The 26,510-nt window shown below is 68.8% G+C and carries 19 protein-coding genes; 8 read left to right on the top strand and 11 right to left on the bottom strand.

Features of this window, described 5'->3' with window-relative positions:
• Positions 1-69 precede the first annotated feature (69 nt).
• The 4 genes from glcF to BUB20358_RS03705 form a co-directional block, all read right to left on the bottom strand.
• Entirely contained in the window at positions 70-1,296 is a 1,227-nt protein-coding gene (glcF, locus tag BUB20358_RS03720) for a glycolate oxidase subunit GlcF (protein ID WP_035973017.1), read from the bottom strand.
• A gap of 292 nt (positions 1,297-1,588) precedes the next feature.
• On the bottom strand, positions 1,589-2,677 hold the full coding sequence (gene glcE / locus BUB20358_RS03715; protein WP_006765116.1) for a glycolate oxidase subunit GlcE: 1,089 nt from the start codon (positions 2,675-2,677) through the stop codon (positions 1,589-1,591).
• A gap of 182 nt (positions 2,678-2,859) precedes the next feature.
• Positions 2,860-4,359, bottom strand: a complete 1,500-nt coding sequence (locus BUB20358_RS03710) for an FAD-linked oxidase C-terminal domain-containing protein (protein ID WP_035973015.1) — start codon at positions 4,357-4,359, stop codon at positions 2,860-2,862.
• 37 nt (positions 4,360-4,396) lie between these two features.
• A complete protein-coding gene (locus BUB20358_RS03705) occupies positions 4,397-5,806 on the bottom strand; it encodes an FAD-binding oxidoreductase (protein ID WP_035973013.1) in 1,410 nt (469 codons plus the stop codon).
• A 596-nt stretch (positions 5,807-6,402) separates the two neighbouring features.
• Here BUB20358_RS03705 and BUB20358_RS03700 point away from each other — a divergent pair.
• Together BUB20358_RS03700 and hmpA are read left to right on the top strand one after the other, a co-directional pair.
• Complete coding sequence (locus BUB20358_RS03700) at positions 6,403-6,954, top strand: cob(I)yrinic acid a,c-diamide adenosyltransferase (protein WP_006765114.1); 552 nt, start codon at positions 6,403-6,405, stop codon at positions 6,952-6,954.
• Positions 6,955-7,050: 96 nt separating this feature from the next.
• A complete protein-coding gene (gene hmpA, locus BUB20358_RS03695) occupies positions 7,051-8,259 on the top strand; it encodes an NO-inducible flavohemoprotein (protein ID WP_006765113.1) in 1,209 nt (402 codons plus the stop codon).
• Positions 8,260-8,379: 120 nt separating this feature from the next.
• On the opposite strand, the gene aroG is transcribed toward hmpA, so the two are convergent.
• From aroG to BUB20358_RS03675, 4 genes are all read right to left on the bottom strand, one after another.
• Positions 8,380-9,453 (bottom strand): 3-deoxy-7-phosphoheptulonate synthase AroG, encoded by a 1,074-nt coding sequence (gene aroG / locus BUB20358_RS03690; RefSeq protein WP_006765112.1) that lies wholly within the window; start codon positions 9,451-9,453, stop codon positions 8,380-8,382.
• Between the two features lie 396 nt (positions 9,454-9,849).
• Positions 9,850-11,316 carry a metalloprotease TldD gene (tldD, locus tag BUB20358_RS03685; protein ID WP_035973011.1) on the bottom strand — a complete coding sequence of 489 codons (1,467 nt, stop codon included), beginning with the start codon at positions 11,314-11,316 and terminating at the stop codon, positions 9,850-9,852.
• A gap of 83 nt (positions 11,317-11,399) precedes the next feature.
• On the bottom strand, positions 11,400-12,227 hold the full coding sequence (locus tag BUB20358_RS03680; protein ID WP_006765109.1) for a carbon-nitrogen hydrolase family protein: 828 nt from the start codon (positions 12,225-12,227) through the stop codon (positions 11,400-11,402).
• 47 nt (positions 12,228-12,274) lie between these two features.
• On the bottom strand, positions 12,275-16,471 hold the full coding sequence (locus tag BUB20358_RS03675; protein WP_006765108.1) for a YhdP family phospholipid transporter: 4,197 nt from the start codon (positions 16,469-16,471) through the stop codon (positions 12,275-12,277).
• Between the two features lie 234 nt (positions 16,472-16,705).
• Here BUB20358_RS03675 and glnE point away from each other — a divergent pair, with 234 nt between their 5' ends.
• Complete coding sequence (glnE, locus tag BUB20358_RS03670; RefSeq protein WP_035973009.1) at positions 16,706-19,507, top strand: bifunctional [glutamate--ammonia ligase]-adenylyl-L-tyrosine phosphorylase/[glutamate--ammonia-ligase] adenylyltransferase; 2,802 nt, start codon at positions 16,706-16,708, stop codon at positions 19,505-19,507.
• Positions 19,508-19,606: 99 nt separating this feature from the next.
• On the opposite strand, the gene recN is transcribed toward glnE, so the two are convergent.
• Both recN and BUB20358_RS03660 read right to left on the bottom strand, forming a co-directional pair.
• Positions 19,607-21,256, bottom strand: coding sequence for a DNA repair protein RecN (recN, locus tag BUB20358_RS03665; RefSeq protein WP_006765106.1), 1,650 nt, complete (start codon positions 21,254-21,256; stop codon positions 19,607-19,609).
• Between the two features lie 19 nt (positions 21,257-21,275).
• Complete coding sequence (locus BUB20358_RS03660; protein WP_035973007.1) at positions 21,276-22,178, bottom strand: NAD kinase; 903 nt, start codon at positions 22,176-22,178, stop codon at positions 21,276-21,278.
• Positions 22,179-22,308: 130 nt separating this feature from the next.
• Here BUB20358_RS03660 and hrcA point away from each other — a divergent pair, with 130 nt between their 5' ends.
• The 3 genes from hrcA to BUB20358_RS03645 all read left to right on the top strand — a co-directional run bounded on the left by hrcA (position 22,309) and on the right by BUB20358_RS03645 (position 24,946).
• A complete protein-coding gene (hrcA, locus tag BUB20358_RS03655; protein WP_035973006.1) occupies positions 22,309-23,331 on the top strand; it encodes a heat-inducible transcriptional repressor HrcA in 1,023 nt (340 codons plus the stop codon).
• Between the two features lie 138 nt (positions 23,332-23,469).
• Complete coding sequence (gene hemH, locus BUB20358_RS03650) at positions 23,470-24,534, top strand: ferrochelatase (RefSeq protein WP_006765103.1); 1,065 nt, start codon at positions 23,470-23,472, stop codon at positions 24,532-24,534.
• 4 nt (positions 24,535-24,538) lie between these two features.
• The gene (locus tag BUB20358_RS03645; RefSeq protein WP_006765102.1) at positions 24,539-24,946 is read left to right on the top strand and encodes an RNA-binding S4 domain-containing protein; all 408 of its coding nucleotides are present in this window, start codon (positions 24,539-24,541) and stop codon (positions 24,944-24,946) included.
• Here BUB20358_RS03645 and BUB20358_RS03640 read toward each other — a convergent pair.
• On the bottom strand, positions 24,918-25,079 hold the full coding sequence (locus BUB20358_RS03640) for a hypothetical protein (RefSeq protein WP_165802976.1): 162 nt from the start codon (positions 25,077-25,079) through the stop codon (positions 24,918-24,920). The genes BUB20358_RS03645 and BUB20358_RS03640 overlap by 29 nt on opposite strands.
• Before the next feature lie 352 nt (positions 25,080-25,431).
• On the opposite strand from BUB20358_RS03640, the gene grpE reads away from it, so the two are divergent.
• Both grpE and BUB20358_RS03630 read left to right on the top strand, forming a co-directional pair.
• Positions 25,432-25,977, top strand: a complete 546-nt coding sequence (grpE, locus tag BUB20358_RS03635) for a nucleotide exchange factor GrpE (protein WP_006765100.1) — start codon at positions 25,432-25,434, stop codon at positions 25,975-25,977.
• A gap of 10 nt (positions 25,978-25,987) precedes the next feature.
• Complete coding sequence (locus BUB20358_RS03630; protein WP_006765099.1) at positions 25,988-26,413, top strand: thioredoxin family protein; 426 nt, start codon at positions 25,988-25,990, stop codon at positions 26,411-26,413.
• Positions 26,414-26,510 lie beyond the last annotated feature (97 nt).

The raw sequence follows: 26,510 nt of genomic DNA, 5'->3' as shown, positions 1-26,510 counted from the left end.
CCTCAGGAAATTTGAACAATAACGCGTGGAAAACCCGAACACCAATCCCGATTGACAGCGGGAGTCATATCAGCCGTACAGCAGGTGTTCGACGAGCTGGACCCAGTGCACGACCGGGATCTGCGTGCCGCTTTGCAGATGCGCGATGCAGCCGACGTTGCCGGACACGATCATCTGCGGCTCGATCGCCTGCAGCTTCAGCAGCTTCTGCTTGCGCAGCCGGTACGACAGCGACGGCTGCGTCAGCGAATAGGTGCCGGCCGACCCGCAGCACAGATGACTGTCGCCCGGCAGCCGCACGTCGATGCCGAGCGTTTCGAGCAGGCGCTCGACCTTGCCGCGCGACTGCTGGCCGTGCTGCAGCGTGCACGGCGGGTGGTATGCGACGGTGTGGACCGCGCGGCGCCGCGCGAGCGTCGCGAGTTCGGCCTCGAACGCGAGCAGCACGTCGGAGATGTCGCGCGTCAGCGCGACGATGCGCTGCGCCTTCTCCGCATAGGCCGGATCGTCGCGCAGCAGATGCGCGTATTCGAGCACCGTCGCGCCGCAGCCCGACGCGTTCATCACGATCGCCTCCGCGCCCTGTTCGACGTGCGGCCACCACGCGTCGATGTTGCGGCGCGCGTCGTCGAGCGCTTCGTCGTGATAGTTCAGATGCAGACGGATCGCGCCGCAGCAGCCGGCGTCGGGCGCGACGACGGTCTCGATGCCGAGTGCGTCGAGCACGCGCGCGGTCGCGATGTTGATGTTCGGCAGCATCGACGGCTGCACGCAGCCGCCGAGCATCAGCATCTTGCGCGGATGCGTGCGGTGCGGCCATTCGAGCAGCCGCGTGCGCGGCGGCACCTTGTCGCGCAGCCGTTTCGGCAGCAGCGGCCGCACGTGCTGGCCGAGCCGCATCAACGGCGAGAACAGCGCTGCATTGGGCACGACGCTCGCGAGCACACGCCGCATCAGCCGCTGCTGCGCGGGACGCTGCACGCGCGCCTCGACGTGCTTGCGGCCGATCTCGACGAGCCGGCCGTACTGGACGCCCGACGGACACGTCGTCTCGCAGCTGCGGCACGTGAGGCAGCGGTCGAGGTGCTGCTGCGTGCTGCGCGTGACGCTCGCGCCTTCGACCATCTGCTTGATCAGGTAGATGCGCCCGCGCGGACCGTCGAGTTCGTCGCCGAGCAGCTGGTAGGTCGGGCACGTCGCGGTGCAGAACCCGCAATGCACGCACTTGCGCAGGATCGCGTCGGCTTCGTCGCCGTCGGGCGTGTTGCGGATGAAATCGGCGAGGTTCGTTTGCATCGAGCTCGAGGCCTGTTTACATGTGGAACGCGCACGCGTTGCTGCCACGAGAACGGCCGCACGTGACGCTCGTGACGCCGCGAATACTGACGTATTCGCAAGGAGCGCGACGCGGCGAGCGGCCGTTCTCCTGGCAACCCCAAATTAAAAAAACCATGTCACCGAAATGCCCGAAATCGCCCGCAAGGCGGCGTCGCTCGTCGCCCGTTCGGCGTGGCCAAACGGCGCTCCTCGCTTCTCGCGCTACGAGCGGTTTCGGGCATTCGCATGTGCGTTCCATATGTAGCAGGCCCTAAAGATCGGGGTAGAGCCGGCCGCGGTTGAAGATCCGCGCCGGATCGAATGCGCTCTTCAGCCCGCGGTGGATTTTCATCAGCGGCGCGGGAAGCGGCGTGAATACGCCCGCGCTGCGATCGTACGAATCGCCGGCGCGGAACAGCGTCGCGTGGCCGCCGGCCTGCTTCGCGCTCATTCGCACGGTTTGCGCGTCGGCGTCGGTGATCCACCAGCGCTGTGCGCCGCCCCATTCCATCAACTGCGTGCCGGCCAGATGCATCGGTTCGGTGATCGACGGCAGCGACAGGCGCCACAGCGCGTAGCCGGGCGGGATGCCGTTGAAGAACGGGTCGGTGTGCTCGCGCAGCCCGGCCCAGAAGCGTTCGGCTTCGACTGCGTCGACGACTTCGCCGCCGAGCAGCGTCTTCGCCGATTTCACCGCGGCTTCGGCGCCGGACAGGCGCAGCACGAGCGTGCCGTTGCGCCACGCGCTGCCGCTGATCGGCAGCGGATGGCCGCCCCATTCGTTGAGCTTGCGCACGGCGTCGGTCGCGCTCATCTCGAACTTCAGCGTGACTTCGGCGACCGGCACCGGCAGCACCTTGATCGACAGCTCCAGCATCAGCCCGAGCGTGCCGAGCGCGCCGGCCATCAGGCGCGACACGTCGTAGCCGGCGACGTTCTTCACGACCTGGCCGCCGAAGCGCAGCGTTTCGCCGCGGCCGTTCATCAGCGTGACGCCCAGTACGAAGTCGCGCGGTGCACCGCAGGTCGCGCGGCGCGGGCCGGCGAGGCCGGCCGCGATGCAGCCGCCGACCGTGGCCGAGCGGCCGAAGTGCGGCGGCTCGAACGGCAGCATCTGGCCGCACTCGGCCAGCGCGGCCTCCAGCTGCGCGAGCGGCGTGCCCGCCCGCACCGTGACGACGAGCTCGGCCGGATCGTACGATACGACGCCCTGAAACGCGCGCGTGTCGAGTATCTCGCCGTCGAGCGCCTGGCCGTACCAGTCCTTGGTGCCGCCGCCGCGAATCCGCAGCGGCCGGCCGTCGGCGCTGGCCGCGCGGATGCGCTCGGCCCAGCCGGCGACGATGTCGTCCTCTTCCATGTTCCGTTGCTGCCTCGTCTTGTTGTTCGACCGATTGTACCGGCGTGACGCCAATCCACATCGCGACTATCCCTAAGCCGCATGGCGGCCGGTCGGCGGCGTGCGTGCCGTGGCGCGCGGACGGCCGTGCCGCGCGACGCGCGAGCGCCGCCGGCCGAACGGTTCGCGCGTGCGGCGCGGCGCTAGAACCGCGGCAAATCGGGGTGCGGCAGCAGCCCGCCGCGCACGTGCTGACGGCCGTATTCGGCACAGCGCGCGCGAGTCGGAATCCCCTTGTCGGGGTTCAGCAGCCCCGGCGGATCGAACGCGCGCTTGACCGCGAAGAACGTGTCGCGCTCCTGCGGCGAGAACTGCACGCACATCGCGTTCAGCTTTTCGATGCCGACACCGTGCTCGCCCGTCACGCTGCCGCCGAATTCGACGCAGCATTCGAGGATTTCGGCGCCGAACTGCTCGGCGCGGTGCAGCTCGTCCGGGTCGTTCGCGTTGTAGAGGATCAGCGGATGCATGTTGCCGTCGCCGGCGTGGAACACGTTGATGCAGCGCAGCCCGTAGCGCGTCTCGAGCTGCTCGATGCGCGCGAGCAGCGGGCCGATCGCGCGGCGCGGCACGGTGCCGTCCATGCAGTAATAGTCCGGCGAAATGCGTCCGGCGGCCGGGAACGCGTTCTTGCGGCCTGACCAGAAGCGCAGCCGCTCGCTCTCGTTGCGCGACACCTGGATGCGCGTCGCGCCGTGCTCGCGCAGCACCGCGGTCATCCGCACGATCTCCTCGGCCACTTCTTCCGGCGTGCCGTCCGATTCGCACAGCAGGATCGCCTTCGCGTCGAGGTCGTAGCCCGCGTGCGTGAACGCTTCGACCGCCTGCGTGGCCGGCTTGTCCATCATTTCGAGCCCGGCCGGGATGATGCCCGACGCGATGATCGCCGCGACCGCCTCGCCGCCCTTCACGACGTCGTCGAAGCTCGCCATCACGAGCTGGGCCGTCTGCGGCTTCGGGATCAGCTTCACCGTGACTTCGGTGACGATCGCGAACATCCCTTCGCTGCCGATCAGCACCGCGAGCAGGTCGAGGCCCGGCGCGTCGAGCCCGAGCGAGCCGAACTCGACGATCTCGCCTTCGATCGTCACCGCGCGCACGCGCATCACGTTGTGCACGGTCAGCCCGTATTTCAGGCAGTGGACGCCGCCGGAATTCTCCGCGACGTTGCCGCCGATCGTGCACGCGATCTGCGACGACGGGTCGGGCGCGTAGTACAGACCGTACGGCGCGGCGGCTTCCGAGATCGCGAGATTGCGCACGCCCGGCTGCACGGTCGCCGTGCGCGCGTACGGGTCGACTTCGACGACGCGCGTGAAGCGCGCGAGCGACAGCACGACGCCGAGCGCGATCGGCAGCGCGCCGCCCGACAGGCTCGTGCCCGCGCCGCGCGGCACGATCGGCACTTCCATGCGGCGGCAGATCTGCACGATGCGCTGGACCTGCGATTCGGTTTCGGGCAGCGCGACCGCGAGCGGCAGGCGCCGATATGCGGACAGGCCGTCGCACTCGTACGGCGCCGTGTCTTCGTCGCGGTACAGCAGGCAGTGCGTCGGCAGCACGGCCATCAGCGCCTGCACGACCTCGCGCTGGCGCTGCGCGCGCGCCGCATCGGACAATTCGACTTCGACGGGAGCGTTCATGGGGTCTCCTGCGGGACGCGCGTGTCGCGCCGTCGTGTCAGCACGTGAAAATCTTGCCGGGATTCATCAGGTTGCGCGGATCCAGCGCGAGCTTGATCGCACGCATCGTGTCGATCGCGTTGTCGCCGTGCTCCTTCGGCAAGAAGCGCATCTTGTGCAGTCCGACGCCGTGTTCGCCGGTGCACGTGCCGCCGAGGCGCAGCGCGCGCTCGACGATCCGGTCGTTGATGCGCTCGGCCTCGTCGATCTCGTCGGGCTTGTCGGGGTCGATCAGGATCGCGACGTGGAAATTGCCGTCGCCGACGTGGCCGACGACCGGGCACGGCAGCGACGACGCGCGCAGGTCGGCCTCGGTCTCCTCGACGCACGCGGCGAGCTGCGAAATCGGCACGCAGACGTCGGTCGTCACCGCGCGGCAGCCGGGCTTGAGCTGCAGCATCGCGAAGTACGCGTTGTGGCGGGCCGCCCACAGCCGGCTGCGATCCTCGGGGCGCGTCGCCCATTCGAAGCCCTGGCCGCGGTTCTGGCCCGCGAGCGCCTGCACGAGCTCCGCCTGTTCCTTTACGCCCGCTTCGGTGCCGTGGAATTCGAAGAACAGCGTCGGCGCTTCGGCGAGCGTCAGGTTCGAGTGGCGGTTGATCGACCGCACGGCAAGCGAGTCGACGAATTCGACGCGCGCGATCGGCACGCCGATCTGGATCGTTTCGATCACGGTGCGCACCGCGTCGCTCATCGTCGGGAACGTGCAGATCGCGGCCGACACGGCTTCCGGCAGCGGGTGCAGGCGCAGCGTGATCTCGGTGATCACGCCGAGCGTGCCTTCGGAGCCGACGAACAGGCGCGTGAGATCGTAGCCGGCCGACGACTTGCGGGCGCGCGAGCCGGTCTTCACGACGCGGCCGTCGGCGAGCACGGCGGTCAGCCCGAGCACGTTCTCGCGCATCGTGCCGTAGCGCACCGCGTTGGTGCCCGACGCGCGGGTCGCGGTCATCCCGCCGATGCTCGCGTCGGCGCCCGGATCGATCGGGAAGAACAGGCCGGTGTCGCGCAGCGCGTCGTTGAGCGCCTTGCGCGTGATGCCGGGTTCGACCGTGACGGTGAGGTCTTCCGCGTTGATCGACAGCACGCGGTTCATTTCGGACAGGTCGAGCGACACGCCGCCGCGCACCGCGAGCAGGTGGCCTTCGAGCGACGATCCGGCGCCGTACGGAATCAGCGGCACGCTGTAGAGCGCGCACAGCGACACGACTTCGCGCACGTCGTCCGCGCTGCGGGCGAACACGACGGCGTCGGGCAGTTGCGGATCGAACGGCGATTCGTCCCGGCCGTGATGGGCGCGAACGGCGTCGGCGGTGGACACGCGCTCGCCGAACCTGGCGCGCAGCGCGTCGAGCATTGCGGGGGGAAGAGGGCGGCGCGTGGCGGCCGGTTGGGCGGGGTGATTCAATTGTGTCTCCTTTGTCGACCGCAGTTAGCGCTTCAGCGCTTACTGCGGTCCCATGCAAAGCGGTCGATCGCAGTTGGCGCTTTGGCGGTTGCTGCGGTCCCATGCAAAGCGGTCGATCGCAGTTGGTGCTTCAGCGGTTGCTGCGGTCCCATGCAAAGCGGTCGACCGCAGTTGGTGCTTTGGCGGTTGCTGCGATCCTGTGCAAAGCGGTCGCCCGCAGTTGGTGCTTTGGCGCTTCTGCGGCCCGCGCAACGTGATCCGCTGCAGCGGGCGCTTTTACGCCGACTGCGACCCGACGCAAAGCGTTCGTTTGCAGTTATCGCTTCTGCGCATGCGGCGCGACCTGCGCACGACTCTCGATTCCTCGGCTCGCACGTTCGCGCCCGCTTCGGCGCTGTGCGCCGCGGCGGGCCGCAATCGTCGGCGCGCGGCGTTCGTCGAGGTGGCCGCAACACGACCGCCGGAAGCGCGCGTACCGCCTGCGCGGCGTCGGCTCATTCTACGCTGGAACGCCCGCCGGGGCCCTTGCCGCCGGGTGCGATAATCGCGATCGGACATCACCGCGCCGCAGCGAGCGCGCACCAAAGGACATTCGCATGGGCAACCGCTTGAGCAAGATCGCCACTCGCACCGGCGACGACGGCACCACCGGCCTCGGCGACGGACGGCGCGTCGGCAAGGACGACGCGCGGATCGCCGCGATCGGCGACGTCGACGAGCTGAATTCCAACCTCGGCGTGCTGCTCGCCGAGACGCTGCCCGACGACGTCCGCACGGCGCTCGTCACGATCCAGCACGACCTGTTCGATCTCGGCGGCGAGCTGTGCATTCCCGGCCACACGGTGCTCGACGATACGCATCTCGCACGCCTCGACCGATGGCTGGCCGACTACAACGCGACGCTGCCGCCGCTGAAGGAATTCATCCTGCCTGCCGGGTCGCGCGCCGCGTCGCTCGCGCACGTCTGCCGGACGGTATGCCGCCGCGCGGAGCGCTCGATCGTTGCGCTGGGCCGGCACGACGCGCTCAACGACGCACCGCGGCGGTACGTGAACCGGCTGTCGGATCTGCTGTTCGTGCTCGCTCGCGTGCTCAACCGCGCCGGCGGCGGCGCGGACGTTCTCTGGGAGCGTGGCCGCGTGCGGTAAGCGGCGCGCGTGTCGCTTTTCCGCGCTGCGACAATTTGTCCGAGAGGCCGCTCGCGCAAAGATGTATCTTATGAGCATGTTTAACGGAGAACGAACATGACCGAGATGACTGCTGACCAGATGGCCCGTGTAAAGGCTACCGCGCCCGTGCTTGCCGAGCACGGCGCGACGATCACGAAGCACTTCTATCAGCGCATGTTCGCGCGCCATCCGGAACTGAAGAATCTGTTCAACCAGACGCATCAGAAGACCGGCAGCCAGCCCGAAACGCTCGCGAAGGCCGTCTACGCGTATGCGGCGAACATCGACAATCTCGGCGCGCTCGGCGGTGCGGTGTCGCGGATCTCGCACAAGCACGCGAGCCTGAACATCCGCCCGGAGCACTATCCGATCGTCGGCGAGAACCTGCTCGCGTCGATCGTCGAGGTGCTCGGCGACGCGGTCGACGCGCAGACGCTCGAAGCGTGGCGGGTCGCATACGGCCAGCTCGCGCAGATTCTGATCGGCGCGGAAGCGAACCTGTACGCCGGCGCGGCATGGAGCGGCTTCCGTCCGTTCAAGGTCGCCCGCAAGGTGCGCGAAAGCGACGAGATCACGTCGTTCTATCTGACGCCTGCCGACGGCGGCGCCGCGCCGATGTTCGAACCCGGCCAGTACATCTCGGTGAAGCGTTTCGTCGGCGAACTGGGCGTCGATCAGCCGCGCCAGTACAGCTTGTCCGATGCGCCGAACGGCAAGTGGCTGCGTATCTCGGTCAAGCGCGAGGCCGGCAGGCCGGAGCACATCCCGGCCGGCAAGGTGTCGACGCTGATGCACGACGGCGTCGAAGAGGGCGCGATCGTCGAGGTGACCGCGCCGATGGGCGTCTTCACGCTGAAGCGCCATGCCGATACGCCGGTCGTGCTGATCTCGGGCGGCGTCGGCATCACGCCGATGATGTCGATGGCGTCGACGCTGGTCGCCGAACGCAGCGGGCGCGATGTGCGGTTCATCCACGCGTGCCGTTCGGGCGCGGTGCACGCATTCCGCGACTGGCTGAACGACACGGTGCGCGAGCATGCGAACGTGAAGCGCACGGTGCTGTATGAACTCGTCGGCGCGAACGATCGCGTCGGCGTCGATCATGACCTGGAAGGCCGCCTGACGCCCGAGCGCGTGCAGCAATACGCGCTGGTGCCGGACGCCGATTACTACATCTGCGGCCCGATCGCGTTCATGAACGCGCAACGCGATGCGCTCGTCGCGCTCGGCGTCGCGCCGGAGCGCGTGAATACCGAGATCTTCGGTTCGGGCGCACTCGACTGACGCGCGGCCGCACGGTCTTGTTCGGCCGATCAAGCAAAAAGCCCGGCGCAAGCCGGGCTTTTTGCTGCGTGCGATCGTGCGCGGCGGCGTTCGATCGCTGTCGCTGCCGCCGGCGCGGATTCAGTTCCCGCTGCCGCGCGCGACGCGCCGTGCCTTCACCGATTCCGCGAGGCCTTCGAGCACCTTCACGCTGTCGTCCCAGTTGATGCACGCGTCGGTGATGCTCTGTCCGTACGTCAGCGCGCAGCCTTCCTTCAGGTCCTGGCGGCCCTCGACGAGGTGCGACTCGATCATCACGCCGACGATGCGCTCGTCGCCGGCCGCGATCTGCGCGCCGATGTCCGCGCACACCGGAATCTGGTTCTCGTGCTTTTTCGAGCTGTTCGCGTGGCTCGCATCGATCATCAGACGCGCGGCGAGGCCGGCCTTGCCGATGTCCGCGCACGCGGCATTCACGCTGTCGGCGTCGTAGTTCGGCGTCTTGCCGCCGCGCAGGATCACGTGGCAGTCCTCGTTGCCGGCCGTCGATACGATCGCCGAATGACCGCCCTTCGTCACCGACAGGAAATGGTGCGGCTGCGACGCGGCCTTGATCGCATCGACCGCGATCTTCACGTTGCCGTCGGTGCCGTTCTTGAACCCGACCGGGCACGACAGCCCGGACGCGAGCTCGCGATGCACCTGCGACTCGGTCGTGCGCGCGCCGATCGCGCCCCACGAGATCAGGTCCGCGATGTACTGCGGGCTGATCATGTCGAGGTACTCGGTCGCGGCCGGCAGCCCCATCTCGTTGATCTGCAGCAGCAGTTCGCGCGCGGTACGCAGCCCTTCGTTGATCTTGAAGCTGTTGTCGAGATGAGGGTCGTTGATCAGGCCCTTCCAGCCGACCGTCGTGCGCGGCTTCTCGAAGTACACGCGCATCACGATTTCCAGCTCGCCGTTGAAGCGCTCGCGCTCCTTCACGAGCCGGCCCGCGTATTCGAGCGCCGCCTTCGTGTCATGGATCGAGCACGGCCCGATCACGACGATCAGCCGGTCGTCCATTCCGTGCAGGATCCGGTGCATCGCCTGCCGCGCGTTGTAGATCAGTTCCGACGCCGCTTCCGAGCACGCGAATTCGCGGATCAGGTGGGCGGGCGGCGTCAGCTCCTTCAGCTCGCGGATGCGGACATCGTCGGTATTGTGCGGGGGCATGCTTTTTCTCCTGGTTGTTCCGTGCGCCGTTCGGTCGATGCGTGCGGCAGATTCATCAATTCAAGCGATTCAGTGCTTCGGTCGTGTGCCGCGGAGCGGCTGCGGCGACGACCGGCAGGCGAAGGGCGAAAAAAAACCGCCGGGTTCGCCGGCGGTTTTTTCGGGAATTTCGGTTGCGCTTTGCGCGCCATCAACCCTCTCGATCCGCCAGCGGTCTGAGATACCAAAAAAAGTAAAAGTAAAACTTGGCGGACATGACGGAGATTCGGTTCGTCGAAAAAGTCGATTCGGAGTTTATACCGCGTCGCCGCACGGCTGACAACCGGGGGCGCTCGAAAATGCGGACAATCCGCGCGCTTTTGCCAAAATGCGCGGATTGTCTGCGCGGCGATGCGGTTATGCCGTACCGCCGACCGTCATCTTGTCGATGCGCAGCGTCGGCTGGCCGACGCCGACCGGCACGCTCTGGCCTTCCTTGCCGCACACGCCGACGCCGGTGTCGAGCGACATGTCGTTGCCGATCATGCTCACGTACTTCAGCGATTCCGGGCCGCTGCCGATCAGCGTCGCGCCCTTCACCGGGTAGGTGACCTTGCCGTTCTCGATCATGTACGCCTCGGACGCTGAGAACACGAACTTGCCGTTCGTGATGTCGACCTGGCCGCCGCCGAAGTTCACCGCGTAAAGGCCGTTCTTCACCGACGCGATGATTTCCTGCGGGTCCTTGTCGCCGTTCAGCATGTACGTGTTCGTCATGCGCGGCATCGGCAGCGCCGCGTACGACTCGCGGCGCGCGTTGCCGGTGACCGGCATCTTCATCAGCCGCGCGTTCAGCGTGTCCTGGATGTAGCCCTTCAGGATGCCGTCCTCGATCAGCGTCGTGCACTGCGTCGGGTTGCCTTCGTCGTCGATGTTCAGCGAACCGCGGCGGTTCGGCAGCGTGCCGTCGTCGACGACGGTCACGCCCTTCGCCGCGACCTGCTCGCCGATCCGGCCGGCGAATGCCGACGAGCCCTTGCGGTTGAAATCGCCCTCGAGGCCGTGGCCGATCGCCTCGTGCAGCAGCACGCCCGGCCAGCCCGGCCCAAGCACGACGGTCATCGCGCCGGCCGGCGCGGGACGGGCGTCGAGGTTCACGAGCGCCGCATGCACCGCATCGTCGACGTAGCGCGACAGCACGTCGTCGGTGAAGTAGCCGTAGTCGAAGCGGCCGCCGCCGCCGCCGGAGCCGATCTCGCGACGGCCGTTCTGCTCGGCGATCACGGTGACCGACACGCGCACGAGCGGGCGGATGTCGGCGGCGAGCGCGCCGTCGCTGCGCGCGACCAGCACGACGTCGTATTCGCCGGCGAGCCCCGCCATCACCTGCGTGATGCGCGGGTCGCGGCTGCGCGCCATCTGCTCGATGCGCTCGAGCAGCTTGACCTTGGCGGTCGCGTCGAGCGACGCGAGCGGATCGGACGGCAGATACAGATCGCGGCCCGCGATCCCCTTCAGCGACGTCGCCGCCTTCACCTTCTGCCGGCCGCCGCCGGCCGCCGCGATCGCCTTCGTCGCCGCGGCCGCCTGCGCGATCGCCTCCGGCGACAGGTCGTCCGAGTAGGCGAACGCGGTGCGGTCGCCCGCGACCGCGCGCACGCCGACGCCCTGGTCGATGCTGAAGCTGCCCGACTTCACGATGCCTTCCTCGAGGCTCCACGCTTCGCTGCGGGTCGCCTGGAAGTACAGGTCCGCGTAATCGACGCGATGCGTGAAGATGTCGGCGATCGTGCGCGTGAGCAGGCTTTCGTCGAGGCCGTACGGCGTGAGCAGGATGTCCTTCGCCAGCGCGAGGTTGCGGATGCCGGGTTCGATGATGTTCATGCGGTTATCGGGGTTCTCAAAAAGTTGTCGGGGCTTGTTCGCAGATGGGTCGGCCGCGCGTCGGTTCAAGCGGCGCGGCCGGTTCAGGTCAGCACACGGTGCCGCCACGCGGGCAGGCTCTGGCGCACGTCGGCGATGCGCTGCGAATCGATCGCGCCGAGCACGACGCTCGCGCCGACGTCGCGCACGGCGACGATCTCGCCCCACGGATCGATCAGCATGCTGTGGCCCCACGTGCGCCGGCCGTTCTCGTGCTTGCCGCCCTGTGCGGCCGCCAGCACGTAGCACTGGTTCTCGACGGCCCGCGCGCGCAGCAGCGTTTCCCAGTGCGCGCGGCCCGTCGTATGCGTAAACGCCGACGGCACGACGATCAGCGCGCAATCGCCCATCCTGCGATACAGCTCCGGAAAGCGCAGATCGTAACAGACCGACAGGCCGACCCGGCCGAACGGCGCGTCGAACGCGACGACCGTGTCGCCGGCGCGGATCGTGCGCGCCTCGTCGAACGATTCGTCGCCTTTCTCGAAGTTGAACAGGTGAATCTTGTCGTAGCGGGCCGCCTCGTTGCCGGACGGGTCGAACACGAGCGTCGTGTTCAGTACGCGGTCGGGCTCGGGCGCCTTCAGCGGCAGCGTGCCGCCGATCACCCACACGCCGTGGCGGCGCGCGGCATCCGCGAGGAAGCGCTGGATCGGTCCGTCCTGATAGGGCTCGGCCAGCGCGAGCTTGTCGGTGTCGCGGTGGCCCATGAAGCAGAAGTATTCGGGCAGCAGCACGAGCTGCGCGCCTTCGCCGGCCGCTTCCGCGATCAGGCGGCGCGCGTCGGCCAGGTTGCGCGCGACGTCCGGCGTGCTCACCATCTGCAGCGCGGCGACCCGAAACGGCGTGGCGGAAAGGGGGTGGTCGGTCATCGCAGGATCGGTTGCTTCATAAGTGGGGTGCGGCCCGGCGGCGCGGATCAATGGCTTGCCGCGTCGGCCGGACCGTGGTTCATCTTACCCTGATCGCCCCGCACCCGCTCGATGTGCGGATGCGCCCACGAGCCGGTGATTGCGTAGTCCAGCGCGAACGTGCGCTGGAGCGTCTGCGACAGCGCGAAGTCGGCCGCGAGCACGCCGATCCCGAGCAGCGGATTGACGACGGCCGCCGCGATCGCCGCCGCGCCCGCGCCGACCTTCGGCGCGACGTGCGCGTGCAGATCCTGCGTCTCGGCGCCCAGATCGATCGCGCCGCGCACCGTGACGTTCGCCGGCGCGGTCGTCATCTGGAAGTCGTCGGTGCGCACGATTCCGTTGGAAATCCGGCCGGTGCCGGTGATCTTGTCGAACGGCAGCCCCTTGCCGACCACGTCGCGGAAATTCAGCGTCAGGAAGCGCGCGAGGCTTTGCAGGCTCAGCACGCCGAGCAGTTTTGCGGCACCCGGATCGACCTTCAGGATCTGGCCGTGCTCCAGATCGAGCGCGACTTGCCCGCCGAGCGACGGGAAGTGCAGCGCGGTCGGCCCGCCGCGCCAGCCGACCTTGCCGGTCACCGTGCCGTGCCCGTTCGCGAGCGTGCGCGGCAGGCCGACGCGATCGAGCAGCGCGCCCGCATCGTCGATGTCGAGCTTGAAGTCGAACACGCTGCGGCGCGGCGCGTCGTTTTCGTCGACGCCGCGGGCAAGCGCGCGGCGCGACGTGCGCCAGTTGCCGGTCGCCGTCAGCTTCGCGGCCGGGTTCGACAGCTCGAGCTTGTCGAGCTGCCAGACGGGCGTGCCGTCTTCGTCGATGTTGCGTGCATTCACGGTGAGGCGGCCGATGTCGTGATTGCGCGCGACGACCTGATCGACGATCACGTCGACCGACGGCATCGGGCGGTCGGTCGGCGTCGGCAGGTTCATCGCGCGACCGACGAGATCGTGCTGCGCGCTTTGCGGAATCACCAGTTTCGCGAGCCGTGCGTTCAGCACGCTGGCGCCGTTGTGGCCGCCGCCCGGCGCCCACGACAGGTAGCCGGATACCTGGTTCGACGCGATGTTGGCCTGCCACAGATCGTCGACGTGCGACGCGCCGACGATCACGTTTTCCCAGTTGCGCGTCAGCAGCTTCAGCGTGCCGAAATGGAGCGCGAAACGCTTCGGTGCAAAGCTTGCGACGTCGACGCGCGGCGTATCGGTCTGCGGCGCGCGCGGCGTGTCGGTCTGTAGCGTGCGGGCGAGCGCGAGCCACGCGTCGGCGTCGAGTTCGTCGACGTCGACCGCCGCGCTCACGCCTTCCTGCGGCATGTCGGGCATCCGGTGAATGCCCAGCGCGCCGCGCACCGCGCGCAACGGTTCGCCGCGCGTCGCGTCGAGCAGGTACGACGCGGACACCGGCCCGAGCGTCAGATCCGCGTGCTCGAGACGCTTGCCGCCCGCCTGCGGCGCCGGCTGCAGCGTGAAGCTGAACGGCATCGGCGTGCCGGCCGGTTTCGCGAACGGCGCCGGGAAGTTCAGCGCGACGTCCGTCAGGTCGGCGTGCGCGGTGACGTCCGGCAGCCGGCCCGGCGCGCCGCGCACCGCGACTTTGTACGGCGCGTCGCCGACCACGTGTTCGAGCAGCGCCGCAGCGGCGCCGCGCAGGTTCAGGCCGCGCGCGGCGTCGAGCGCGAGCCGGCCGTCGACGTCGACCGCGTACGGGCCGTGCGACCGGAAGCTGCCGTTCGCATGCACCGGCCCGCCGAGAAAGCGCGCGGACAGGTCGTGCAGCGACGCGCCCGACTCGGTGAACCGGACGCTGCCGCGCAGCGCGGACAACGGCGGCACGCCGTCGGCCGACAGCGTGTTGCCGCCGAACGCGAGCGCGCCTTCGATCGCGGTGTGCTTGTGCGCGATGCGCTGCGGAATCGTCAGCTTCAGCGACAGCGATGCGGGGCCGGCGGCGTCGATTCGCTGCGCGACGTGGTCGCTCATCGTGCCGAGCGCGCTGTTGTCCGCGTAGTCGAGCAGATCCGCGAGCGGGCCGTTCGCGCGACCTTCGATCACGAGCGGCGAATCGATCGGGTGGCCGAGATCGTCGATCCGGCCGACGACGTTCGTCAGCGCAACGCGCTTGTAGTGCGCGCGCGCGATGTCGAAGCGCAGCTTGTTCTGCGCGAGCTCGAACACGCCGTCGATGCCGTCGAACGCCGGCCATACGCTCGGCGTGCCGTTCGCGAGCTTGCGCGGCGGATACGGCGTCGGCTCGAAACGGCCGCCGGTAAACGGCGCGACGATATGGAACACGCCGGCGTCCGGCTCGTGTTCGAACGGGAACTTGTCGAGCGGGCCGCGCGCGACGATCGACGCGCCCTTCGTCACGTTGCCGCCCTGCAGCGCATGGTCGAGATACTGCCGCAGGCGTTCGGGCATCCCGGTCGGCAGGTAGCGCGGAATGCGCGCGACCGATGCGCGCGCGAAGTCGGCGCGCAGGTCGAGCGAGCCGCGCCCGTGGCCGGGGTTCGTATAGGTGCCCGATACCGCGATCTCGGCGTCGGCGTTCGCGACCAGCAGATCGGGCACCGTCACGTCGATGCGCGCGTGCTTGTCGCCGGGCGCGGGCGTGATCGTCCATTTCGCATTGCCGCGCAGCCGGTCGAACGTCAGCCGCGGCTCGTCGAATTCGCCCGGTACGGTGACGGCCGCGTCGACCGTGTCGAACTGCGCGGTGCCGCCGGTCTCGGTCGCGTCGACTCGCCCCCACAGATTCTCGATGCCGGGCCAGCCTGCGCGCGGGTGGCCGCGCGGCGACAGCCCCGGCGGCGGCTCCTGCGCGGCGAAGCTGATGCCCTGCAGGTCGCCGAGGAACCGGTAGCGCACGATCGGCGCGGTGCCCGTGCGTCGCTCCTCGTCGGCGAGATCGGCGCGTGCCGGCTTCGCGCGTTCGACCTCGATGTGATAGTTCGACACCATCCCGCGCGGGTCGATCTTGAGCAGCTCGTTGCGCAGGCGCGCCGGCAGCGGCAGACCGCGGATGAATTCGCTGAGGATCCCGAGATCGACGCGGTCGCCGACGACGCTCAGCAACTGCCCCTGATCGGCGGTCGGCACGCGGTAGCGGGCGGTCAGCGTCGACAGCGCGAGCGAGCGCGCGACCGGCGTGCCGTCCGGCAGCGGCGGCTGGCCGAGTTCCGCGTTGAAGCGCGTCAGATGCAGCGTGTAGTCGCGACCGGCATTCAGCGCCATGTCCCAGCCGAAGCCGACGGTCGGCACGTCGAGCTGCGGCTGCGTCGGCCGCACGCGCAGCGCGACGTCCGCGCCCTGCAGGTCGCCGCCCGCCGAGCGCAGATGGCCGTCATGAAAGGTCGCCCAGATCGCGTTGTCGATCCGGCCCGCGTGGATCGTGAGCGGCATGTCGATGTAGCGCGACAGCGTCTGCAGGTCGACCGGGCCGGTCGACAGATACGCGTCGCCGGTCCAGTTCGACGGCTTGCCGATCGGCGCGAGCGGGCGGTGCGTGAAGCGTGCGCGGAAGTCGAGCGGGCCGAGCAGCAGCGTGCCGTTCGCGGGCGCCTGCAGTGCGGCCTTGTGCGTACGGCCGTCGTTGAGCACGGCGAGCCGGATGCCGGACAGCGCGAGTTCGGGCGCGTCGTGCTGCGCATCGCGCCAGCGCAGCGTGCCGCTGCGCAGCACGATCGCTTCCTGCTTGAGCAGCCACGTGCTGAACGTGTCGTTGCCGCCGCGGGTGGTCGGCACGCCGACGCCCGCGATGCTGAGCGAGCCGTCCGCCGCGCGCGCGACGACGAGGTCGGGCCGATCGACGATCAGGCTCGACAGCGCGGGCGACAGCCGCAGCAGCGAGATCCACGACAGCGCGGCCGTCGCGTGCGGCACCGACAGCGCGATTTGGCCGTCGCGGCCGCGAATCGTCAGGTTCTCGACTTCGACGCCCGGCTGCATGCCGGACCAGTGCGGAGACAGCTTGCCGATCGAGAGCTGCGCGTGCAGCTTGTCGGACACGGTCCGCTCGATGCGCGGCCGGAATTCGTCGATGCGCGGCAGCAACACGTAGCGCAGCCCGAGGAACGCGCCGGATGCGACGAAGTACGCGCCGATTCCGACCGCCAGCGTCACCTTGAACACGCGACGCAGGACCGGATGATCGTGCTTCGGAGGTCCCGCTTCGGGCGCAGCTACGGCGGATTCCTGACGGTCGGACATGCGGCGGACGGGCGGCGATATGGTAGTTTTGCAGACTGACGTTGAAATGTATCACACGGGTCCGTGCCGACGGCCGTTGCGGCAGACGGCACGGGCTTCCCGGCGCGGAGCGCCGCGGTGCGTCCGGCACATCCGGTGCACTGCGGCGCCCCGCGAAGTTCACGGCGCCGGCCGGCAGCGGGGCGCGCATGCGTGCCGGTGTCGGCCGCGCCTTATCGCCAGGCCCGCTTCTCGATGACCGACGCTTCCGCCCTGCTCAGCACGTCCTATTCCCGCTACATCGCTCGCGCGGCTGCCGCGCGCCCGGCGCTCGCCGAACGGATCGCCGCGTGGGCCGCCGCGCCGCTGTCGCGTGCGCAGCTCGACGCGCGCCTGACCGAACTGCTCGCGATGCCGGACGCCGCGGCCGCGCCGTCCGACGAGCAACTGAAGCGTGCGCTGCGGCAGTTGCGCGTCGAGGTGTTCGGCGCGGTCGCCGAGCGCGATCTGCGCGGGCTCGCAAGCGTCGCCGAGGTGACGGGCGCGATGACCGATCTCGCCGAGGTCGCCGTGCAGCGTTCGCTCGCGCTGCTGTCGGCCGAGCTCGAAGCGATGTACGGCGAGCCGCGCGGCGCCGACGGCCAGCGCGTCGTGCTCGGTGTGGTCGGCATGGGCAAGCTCGGCGGCCGCGAGCTGAACGTGTCGTCGGACATCGATCTGATCTTCGTGTACGAGGACGACGGCGAGACGACCGGCGGCACGCGCTCGCCGCTGTCCACGCAGGAATACTTCACGCGGCTCGGCCGGCGGCTGATCGGCGTGCTGTCCGAAGTGACGGCCGACGGCTACGTGTTTCGCGTCGACATGCGGCTGCGCCCGAACGGCGATTCGGGGCCGCTCGTATGCAGCCTCGGGATGCTCGAGGAATATTTCTATGTGCAGGGGCGCGAGTGGGAGCGCTATGCATGGATCAAGGGGCGGCTCGTGTCCGAAGGCGACAGCGACGCGGCGCGGCGGCTCGCCGCGCAGCTCGAATCGATCGTCAAGCCGTTCGTCTATCGCCGCTATCTGGACTTCGGCGTGATCGGCGCGATCCGTTCGCTGCACCAGCAGATCCGGCAGGAGGCCGCGCGCCGCGCGTCGATGCGGCCCGACAAGGCCGACGACATCAAGCTCGGCCGCGGCGGGATTCGCGAGATCGAATTCAGCGCGCAGGTGTTCCAGCTGATCCGCGGCGGCCAGGATGCGGGGTTCCGCGTGCGGCCGACGCTCGCGGTGCTGCGTCATGCGCACGCGCGCGGGCTGATCGGCGACGACGTGCGCGCGCGTCTGACCGACGCTTACCAGTTCCTGCGCACGCTCGAGCATCGGCTCCAGTACCGCGACGATGCGCAGACGCACGCGATGCCGGTCGAGCCCGCCGAGCGCGCGGCGCTTGCCGCGTCGCTCGGCTTTGCCGACTATGCGGCGCTGATGACGGTGCTCGACGGCCACCGGACCTTCGTCGAGGCGCAGTTCGACCAGATCTTCGCCGACAAGGCGAACGGCGGCCCGTGCGCGACGAGCGACGATACGGCGGCCGCGTGGATCTGGAGCGGCGCGCTCGCCGACGACGGCGAGGACGACGCGCTCGCCGCGCGTCTCGATGCGCTCGGCTTCGCCGATCCGGCGGCCGTGCTCGCGCGGCTGCGCGCGGTCTGGCAGTCGACGCGCTACACGGGATTGCCGGAAAAGAGCCGGCAGCGCTTCGACAGCGTCGCGCAGCGCGCGCTCGAGGCCGCGCCGCGCATCGATGCCGCGCGCCGCGACGACACGATCGTACGGCTGTTCGATCTGCTCGAGACGGTCAGCCGGCGCGGCGTCTATCTCGCGCTGCTCACCGAATATCCGGCCGCGCTCGACCGCGTGCTGTCGGTGCTCGGCGCGACGCGCTGGGGCGGCGGCTATCTGATCCGCCATCCGCAGCTGCTCGACGAACTGCTCGACGACGAGGCGATCGCGAGCCCGTTCGACTGGCCCGCGTTCAAGGACGCGCTGCGCGCGCGCCTCGCGGCCGCCGACGGGCCGGAGCAGCAGATGGACCTGCTGCGGCACGCGCAGCACGCCGAGGTGTTCCGCATCCTGCTGATCGACCTTGCGGGACAGCTGTCGGTCGAGCACGTGAGCGACCGGCTGTCCGAACTCGCCGACGCGGTGCTCGACGTGACGATCGAGGTCGTGTGGTCGCAGCTGGGGAAGCGCCATCGCGACGTGCCGAAATTCGCGGTGATCGCGTACGGCAAGCTCGGCGGCAAGGAGCTCGGCTACGCGTCGGACCTGGATCTGATCTTCCTGTACGACGATCCGGACGAGCGCTCGGCGGACGTCTACACGACGTTCACGCGGCGGCTCATCACGTGGCTGACGACCGCGACCGGCGCGGGCACGCTGTTCGACATCGACCTGCGGCTGCGGCCGAATGGCGAGGCCGGCCTGCTCGTCACCGATCTCGATGCGTTCCGCCGCTATCAGCTGCGCGAGGGCGACGCGGCAAATACCGCGTGGGTGTGGGAGCACCAGGCGCTGACGCGTGCGCGCTACAGCGCGGGCGATCCGCAGATCGGCGCCGAATTCGAGGCGATCCGGCGACAGGTGCTGACGACGCCGCGCGATGCCGCGGTGCTTGCGAAGGAGATCGTCGACATGCGCGGCAAGGTGTTTGCCGGCCATCCGAATCATACGGAGCTGTTCGACCTGAAGCACGACCGCGGCGGAATGGTCGACATCGAGTTCATCGTCCAGTACTGGGTGCTGCTGCACGCGTCGAGCGATCCCGAACTGATCCGCAATACCGGCAACATCGCGCTGCTGCGCGAAGTCGCGCGCTTCGGGCTGATGGGCGCGGACGAAGCCGAGCGCGTCGGCGCCGCGTACCGCACGTACCGCAAGTTGCAGCACAAGCTGCGGCTCGACGGGATGGAGAAGGCGCGCGTCGATCCGGCCGTGGTCGCCGACGAGCGCGCAGCCGTCATCGCGCTGTGGACGCGGGTGTTCGGCGCGGTCGAAACGGACGCCTGAGCGACGAGCGAGCGGGGGCGCCGGATATCGGCCGGACCGGCGCGGTCCGCAGCGGCGGGCGGCGCTCGCATCGCGCCGCGGCTGACGTGGCGCGCGGCGTTACGCCGCCAGCATCTCCTTCGCGTGCTTGCGCGTCGTCGCGGTGATCTCGAGCCCGCCGAGCATCCGCGCGACTTCCTCGATCCGGCTTGCCTTGTCCAGCGAAACGACGGTGGATACCGTGCCGCCCTGATCGTCGGTGCCCTTGGCGACCTGGAAATGATGATCGCCGCGCGCGGCGACCTGCGGCAGGTGCGTCACGCACAGCACCTGGCGGTCGCGCCCGAGCTGGTGCAGCAGGCGGCCGACCACCTCGGCGACGCCGCCGCCGATCCCCGTGTCGACTTCGTCGAAAATCAGCGTCGGCGTCGGGCTCGCCGCGCTCGCGATCACCGCGAGCGCGAGGCTGATTCGCGCCAGTTCGCCGCCCGACGCGACCTTCGCGAGCGGCCGCAGCGGCACGCCGGCGTGGCCGGCGACGCGGAACTCGACCTGCTCGAGCCCGTGCGGGCCGCCGTCGGGCAGCGGCACGAGCGCAACCTCGAAGCTTCCGCCCGCCATCGACAGTTCCTGCATGCCGGCGGTGACCGCCGTACCCAGCGCCTTGGCCGCCTGCGCGCGGGCCTTCGACAGCCGCTTCGCGTCGGCCAGATACGCTTCCCATGCCTTCGCTTGCGCGGCCTCGAGCGCGCCGAGATCCGCGGCGGCATCGAGAGCGGCGAGCTGCGCGCGGCGTGCCGCGTGCTCCTCGTGCAGCGTGTCGGGCGGCAGCCGGAACTTGCGGGCGGTGGAATGCAGCGCGTCCAGACGCATTTCGACCTGGGCGAGCCGGTCGGGGTCGAGATCGAGGCGCTGCGCGTAGTGCGACAGCGAGTAGACGGCTTCCTGCAACTGGATCTCGGCCGGTTCGAGCGACGCGAGCGCATCGCCGAGCGCGGCGTCGTAGTCGGCGAGGCTGCGCAGCTTCGATACGATCGCGCCGAGCTGCGTGAGCATCGCGTCGTCGGCCTCGGACAATGCATTGAGCGCGCCCTGCACGCCGTCGATCAGATTCGCCGAATGCGACAGGCGCTTGTGCTCGGCGCTCACTTCTTCCCACTCGCCCGGCTGCGGCGCGAGCTTGTCGAGTTCGGCGAGCTGCCATGCGAGCTTTTCGCGTTCGAGCTGCAGTTCCCGCTCGTGCGCCTTCGCGGCGTCGATCGCCTGCGTCGCATCGCGCCACACGCGCCATGCGCGCGCGACGTTTGCCGCGTCCGCGACGAGCCCCGCGTGCGTATCGAACAGCTCGCGTTGCGCGTCGGGCCGCATCAGCAGCTGGTGCGCGTGCTGGCCGTGGATGTCGACGAGCATTTCGCCGAGCTCGCGCAGCTGCGCGAGCGTCGCGCTGGTGCCGTTGATGAACGCGCGCGAGCGGCCGTTCGCGTCGATCACGCGGCGCAGCATCACGGTGTCTTCGGCGTCGAACGCGTGCTCGTCGAGCCAGCGCGCGACGCGGTCGTACGGCGTGAACTCGGCCGTGATGTCGGCGCGGCTGCAGCCGGTGCGCACGACGCTCGCGTCCGCGCGCTCGCCGAGCGCCAGCGCGAGTGCGTCGATCAGGATCGATTTGCCGGCGCCGGTTTCGCCGGAAAAGACGGTAAAGCCGCTGTCGAATTCGAGATCGAGTGCGGCGACGATGACGAAGTCGCGGATCGAGAGGTGGCGGAGCATGGTGTCGGGCGGCGGTGCGTCAGGACGCCTTGTCGTCTTCGGTCGATGCGTGTTCGTTCCAGTGCAGCTTGTTGCGCAGCGTCGCGTAATAGCTGTAGCCGACCGGATGCAGGAACGGCACCGTATGCTTCGAGCGGCGCACTTCGATCGTGTCGTTCAGCTCAAGCGCGGTGAACGACTGCATGTCGAAGTTCACGTTCACGTCGCGGCCGCCGACGATCTGGATCGCGATCTTCGAATCGTCGGGCAGCACGATCGGGCGGTTCGACAGCGCGTGCGGCGCGATCGGCACGAGCACGATGCCCTGCAGCTGCGGATGCAGAATCGGGCCGGACGACGACAGCGCGTATGCGGTCGAGCCGGTCGGCGTCGCGACGATCAGGCCGTCCGACCGCTGGTTGTACATATAGCGGCCGTCGACCGACGCGCGCAGCTCGACCATGCCGGAGAAGCCGCTGCGGTTGACGACGACGTCGTTGAACGCGAGCGCATGGTAAATCGGCTCGCCGTCGCGCACGATCCGGGCCTCGAGCAGCGAGCGCTCCTCGCGCTCGAACTTGCCCGACAGGATCACCGGGACGAGCGCCTGCATGTCGGCTGCCGCGATGTCGGTGATGAAGCCGAGCCGCCCGTGGTTGATCCCGATCAGCGGCGTCTTGTACGGCGCGAGCTGGCGGCCGATGCCGAGCATCGTGCCGTCGCCGCCGAGCACGACCGCCACGTCGGCGCGCGCGCCGATTTCGGCTGGCGTCAGCGCGGGATAGCCGGCGATGCCGATTTCGCGAGCGGTATCGGCTTCGAAGACGACCTCGAAGCCCAGCTTCGCGATGCAGCCGGCCAGCGTGGCGAGCGGCTCGGCGATGCCGGGCGTGTTGCTGCGGCCGACGAGCGCGACGGTGTTGAACTGATTACCGGTTTTCATGCCGGCATTACACCATAGCTCGTTGACGAAAAGAACCGGCGGTACGCCGGCGGGGCCGGATCGGCAGCCCCGCGCGTTCGCGCCCGCGGCCTCTCGCCGTGTTCGCGCGGTTGCGCTAGAATTTTCCACCATGCTAGATCCTCGCGCACGAACCCTCCTCAAAACCCTGATCGAACGGTATATCGCCGACGGTCAGCCGGTCGGATCGCGCACGTTGTCCCGTTACTCCGGGCTGGAGTTGAGCCCGGCGACGATCCGCAACGTGATGTCCGACCTGGAGGAGCTCGGCCTCGTGTCGAGCCCGCACACGTCGGCCGGGCGCGTGCCGACGCCGCGCGGCTACCGGCTGTTCGTCGACACGATGCTGACGGTCGAGACGCCGATCGACGCGAAGGCGGTCGAGCGGCAGGTGCAGAACACGCTGCAGCCGGGCGAGCCGCCGCAGCGCGTGGTCGCGGCCGCCGCGAGCGTGCTGTCGAACCTGTCGCAGTTCGCGGGCGTCGTGCTGACGCCGCGCCGCAGCCACGTGTTCAAGCAGATCGAGTTCATGCGCCTGTCCGAGAAGCGCATTCTGCTGATCATCGTCACGCCCGAAGGCGACGTGCAGAACCGGATGCTGGCGACACCGCGCGACTACTCGCCGTCGCAGCTCACCGAGGCGTCCAACTACATCAACGCGCATTTCGCCGGCCTGTCGTTCGACGAGGTGCGCCGCCGGCTGCGCGACGAGATCGACCAGCTGCGCGGCGACATGACCGCGCTGATGCATGCGGCCGTGACGGCCAGCACCGAAGTGCCGGACACCGAGGACACGGTGCTCATTTCGGGCGAGCGCAACCTGCTCGAAGTGGCGGATCTTTCTTCCGACATGGCGCGGCTGCGCAAGCTGTTCGACGTTTTCGACCAAAAGACGGGCCTCCTGCAACTGCTCGACGTGTCGAGCCACGCGCAAGGCGTGCAGATCTTCATCGGCGGCGAATCGACGCTCGTGCCGATCGAGGAAATGAGCGTCGTCACCGCGCCTTACGAGGTGAACGGGAAGATCGTCGGCACGCTCGGCGTGATCGGCCCGACCCGCATGGCGTACAACCGCGTGATCCCGATCGTCGACATCACCGCGCGCCTGCTGTCGCTCACGCTGAGCCAGCAGTAGCGGCGCGGGCACGGTTCCGCCATCGTGCCGCGTCGCGATGCGCGCGGCCACTCGGCCGAACGGCCGGCCGACCCGGTCGGGACGGCCCGCTATAATTGAGAGCCGTCCGGTTCCGTGCCCCCGAGCACGTTCTTGCCCATGCGTTTCGATCTCGAGCCGCCTTCGAGCGTCGCGGCCGCCCACCGTATCGGCGTGCTGCTGATCAACCTCGGCACGCCCGACGCGCCGACGCCTCGCGCGGTGCGGCGCTATCTGGCCGAATTCCTGTCGGATCCGCGCGTCGTCGAAATCCCGCAGGCCGTCTGGCAGGTGCTGCTGCGCACCGTGATCCTGCCGCTGCGCGGCCGCGCGTCGGCGAAGAAGTACGCAGCCGTCTGGATGCCCGAGGGCTCGCCGCTGCGCGTGTATACGGAGCGTCAGACCGACGGCGTGCGGCACCTGCTCGCGTCGAACGGCTATCACGTGCTCGTCGATTACGCGATGCGCTACGGAAGCCCGAACATCGCGCAGGCGCTTGCGCAGTTCAAACGGGCCGGTGTCGAGCGCGTGCTGCTGATGCCGATGTATCCGCAATACTCGGCATCGACCACCGCCACCGCGTTCGACGCGGCGTTCGCCGCGCTCGCGCGGATGCGCAATCAGCCCGAAGTGCGTACGGTGCGGCAGTACGCCGATCATCCGGCATATATCCACGCGCTTGCCGAACAGGTGCGTCACTACTGGGCGCAGCACGGCCGTCCCGATTTCGCCGCCGGCGACAAGCTGGTGCTGAGCTTTCACGGCGTGCCGAAGCGCACGCTCGATCTCGGCGACCCGTACCACGACCAGTGCCAGCAGACCGGCGCGCTGCTGATGGCCGCGCTCGGGTTGTCGACGATCGAATGTCGCGTCACGTTCCAGTCGCGCTTCGGCAAGGCCGAGTGGCTGCAGCCGTATACCGCGCCGACGCTGCGCGAGCTCGGCGAGGCGGGCGTTCGGCGCGCCGACGTGTTCTGCCCCGGCTTCACGGCAGACTGCCTGGAGACGATCGAGGAAATCGGGATGGAAGTGCGCGACGAATTCATCGCGGGCGGCGGCAAGGTGTTTCACCGCATTCCGTGCGTGAACGGGGCGCCGGCATGGATCGCGGCGCTCGGCGAGATCGTCGCCGAGAATCTGCAGGGCTGGCCCGTCAAGGCGACGCAGCCCGAAACGGTGAGCTGACGCAATGAATGACAGGATTTCCACGGAACCGGGCGCGAAGCTGCGCATCGACAAGTGGCTATGGGCGGCCCGCTTCTTCAAGACGCGTTCGCTCGCAGCCGATGCGGTCGACAAGGGGCGTGTGAAGATCGGCGGCGCGGCGGTCAAGCCGGCAAAGGAGGTGCGCGTCGGCGACGACGTCGAGATTGCGATCGACGGGATCGTCTGGCACATTGCCGTGCTCGGCGTGTGCGACGTGCGCGGCCCCGCGAGCGTCGCGCAGATGCTTTACGAAGAGACGGCGTCCGGCCGCGCCGCGCGGCTCGCCGAACTCGAGCGGCGCCGCACGTACCGCGAGCCGGCGGCCGAATTCCACGGCCGGCCGACGAAGCGCGATAGGCGCATCATCGACAAATTTTCTGGTGGGAGCTGAATATCTGCTCGAACGTCGCGCGTGCGCTTCCGTATTCGGTCGTGCGGTCGGTGACGGCCCCCGACAGGCAGATGGTAGTCGTGCCGGCGATCAGTACCAGCGCGACCACCGATATGGCAAAGGTCAGTTTCACGGTACTCCCCTCGACAGGACGGGTGAAAACGGCGCCAGGCGGATGTCAGGCGGCGGGCAGCTAGGGTAAACACGCTTTTCCGACGCTTGAGCTGGAGTGTAGTGCAGCCCCCTGTGCCCGGCTAGTACTTGCCCGGTAAGCGTTGTTACAGGCCGTTTCGGCCTGTCCGGCAGGAATGCGCGCAATTCGCGCGCAACCGGTGCGGTTGTTTCGCGGCATTGGCGAATGCCGGCGAATACCCCTCTTGAAACCGTAGTTTTCGCCCTTATTTGCACCGACAATGTGCGGCGCCGTCGGTATTCGATCCGGCGGCGGCCGGTTTGGCTTCAACCTCTAATCGACTTTCAGCGACATGGAAAACACGCAAGAGAACCCGGCTACCCCCTCGGCCGAAGACATCGGCAGCGACAAGCAAGCGGAGCAGGGCGCCGCTCCCGCCGCCGAAGCAGCCGACGCGGCGCTCGCGGAGGCTCAAGCCAAGGTCGCCGAGCTGCAGGAGAGCTATCTGCGGGCGAAGGCCGAGACCGAGAACGTCCGCCGCCGCGCGCAAGAGGACGTCGCAAAGGCGCACAAGTTCGCGATCGAGAGTTTCGCCGAACATCTGCTGCCGGTGCTCGACAGCCTGGAAGCGGCCGTCGGCGACACGTCCGGCGACATCGCGAAGGTCCGCGAAGGCGTCGAGCTGACGCTGCGTCAGCTGACGAGCGCGCTCGAGAAGGGCCGCGTCGTCGCGATCAATCCGGTCGGCGAGAAGTTCGACCCGCACCAGCACCAGGCGATTTCGATGGTGCCGGCCGAGCAGGAGCCGAACACCGTCGTCACGGTGCTGCAAAAGGGCTACATGATCGCCGACCGCGTGCTGCGTCCGGCGCTCGTCACGGTCGCGCAACCCAAGTAAGGCGGCCGCGATGATTCCCGCCGGCGTCGATCCCGCCGCATTCGACGCGTTCGACATGCAGGCGCTGAGCGCCGACACGTTCGACGCGGGCGTCGAAAGCGCCGGCGACGCGCTCGCCGTGGTGTTCTTCTGGGGCGTCGACTGCTTCAACTGCGAGATCGCGAAGAAGGCGATGCTCGCGCAGCCCGACGCGATCCGCGCGTTGGGCCTGAAGTGGTTCCATTGCAACGTGTACGAGCATCACGAGCTGGGGCGCCGCTTCGGTCTGCACGGCGTGCCGACGTGGTTCTTCTTTCACCGCGGCAAGCGCCTCGGGCGCGCGACCGGCTGGCACGGGCTCGCGCAGTTCGAGGCGGCGGTCGCGGCTGCGCGCGCGAAGATCGCGGCGGCCGGCGCGCCGCCGGCGAGCGCCGATCCGCGCGTGGGCGGCGATTGAAAAAAATTAATATCCGCATCGCTTGTCCGGTCTTGAAAACGCACGGGCCGGACGCATGTCGGGAGCAGAGTTGAATTCTGGCGCGCGAAACCGCCCA

It is taken from the genome of Burkholderia dolosa (assembly GCF_902499135.1).
Taxonomy (GTDB): domain Bacteria; phylum Pseudomonadota; class Gammaproteobacteria; order Burkholderiales; family Burkholderiaceae; genus Burkholderia; species Burkholderia dolosa.
This window is presented reverse-complemented; position numbering and strand designations above follow the sequence as displayed.

Bases quoted from the DNA above. Each gene is read 5' to 3' on its own strand.
- glnE (WP_035973009.1), top strand. From the start codon at position 16,706: ATGACCGACGCTTCCGCCCTGCTCAGCACGTCCTATTCCCGCTACATC.
- BUB20358_RS03710 (WP_035973015.1), bottom strand. From the start codon at position 4,359: ATGAACGCTCCCGTCGAAGTCGAATTGTCCGATGCGGCGCGCGCGCAG.
- glcE (WP_006765116.1), bottom strand. From the start codon at position 2,677: ATGGAAGAGGACGACATCGTCGCCGGCTGGGCCGAGCGCATCCGCGCG.
- hmpA (WP_006765113.1), top strand. From the start codon at position 7,051: ATGACCGAGATGACTGCTGACCAGATGGCCCGTGTAAAGGCTACCGCG.
- BUB20358_RS03645 (WP_006765102.1), top strand. From the start codon at position 24,539: ATGAATGACAGGATTTCCACGGAACCGGGCGCGAAGCTGCGCATCGAC.
- tldD (WP_035973011.1), bottom strand. From the start codon at position 11,316: ATGAACATCATCGAACCCGGCATCCGCAACCTCGCGCTGGCGAAGGAC.
- BUB20358_RS03660 (WP_035973007.1), bottom strand. From the start codon at position 22,178: ATGAAAACCGGTAATCAGTTCAACACCGTCGCGCTCGTCGGCCGCAGC.
- BUB20358_RS03700 (WP_006765114.1), top strand. From the start codon at position 6,403: ATGGGCAACCGCTTGAGCAAGATCGCCACTCGCACCGGCGACGACGGC.
- hemH (WP_006765103.1), top strand. From the start codon at position 23,470: ATGCGTTTCGATCTCGAGCCGCCTTCGAGCGTCGCGGCCGCCCACCGT.
- recN (WP_006765106.1), bottom strand. From the start codon at position 21,256: ATGCTCCGCCACCTCTCGATCCGCGACTTCGTCATCGTCGCCGCACTC.
- BUB20358_RS03675 (WP_006765108.1), bottom strand. From the start codon at position 16,471: ATGTCCGACCGTCAGGAATCCGCCGTAGCTGCGCCCGAAGCGGGACCT.
- aroG (WP_006765112.1), bottom strand. From the start codon at position 9,453: ATGCCCCCGCACAATACCGACGATGTCCGCATCCGCGAGCTGAAGGAG.
- grpE (WP_006765100.1), top strand. From the start codon at position 25,432: ATGGAAAACACGCAAGAGAACCCGGCTACCCCCTCGGCCGAAGACATC.
- glcF (WP_035973017.1), bottom strand. From the start codon at position 1,296: ATGCAAACGAACCTCGCCGATTTCATCCGCAACACGCCCGACGGCGAC.
- BUB20358_RS03680 (WP_006765109.1), bottom strand. From the start codon at position 12,227: ATGACCGACCACCCCCTTTCCGCCACGCCGTTTCGGGTCGCCGCGCTG.
- BUB20358_RS03630 (WP_006765099.1), top strand. From the start codon at position 25,988: ATGATTCCCGCCGGCGTCGATCCCGCCGCATTCGACGCGTTCGACATG.
- hrcA (WP_035973006.1), top strand. From the start codon at position 22,309: ATGCTAGATCCTCGCGCACGAACCCTCCTCAAAACCCTGATCGAACGG.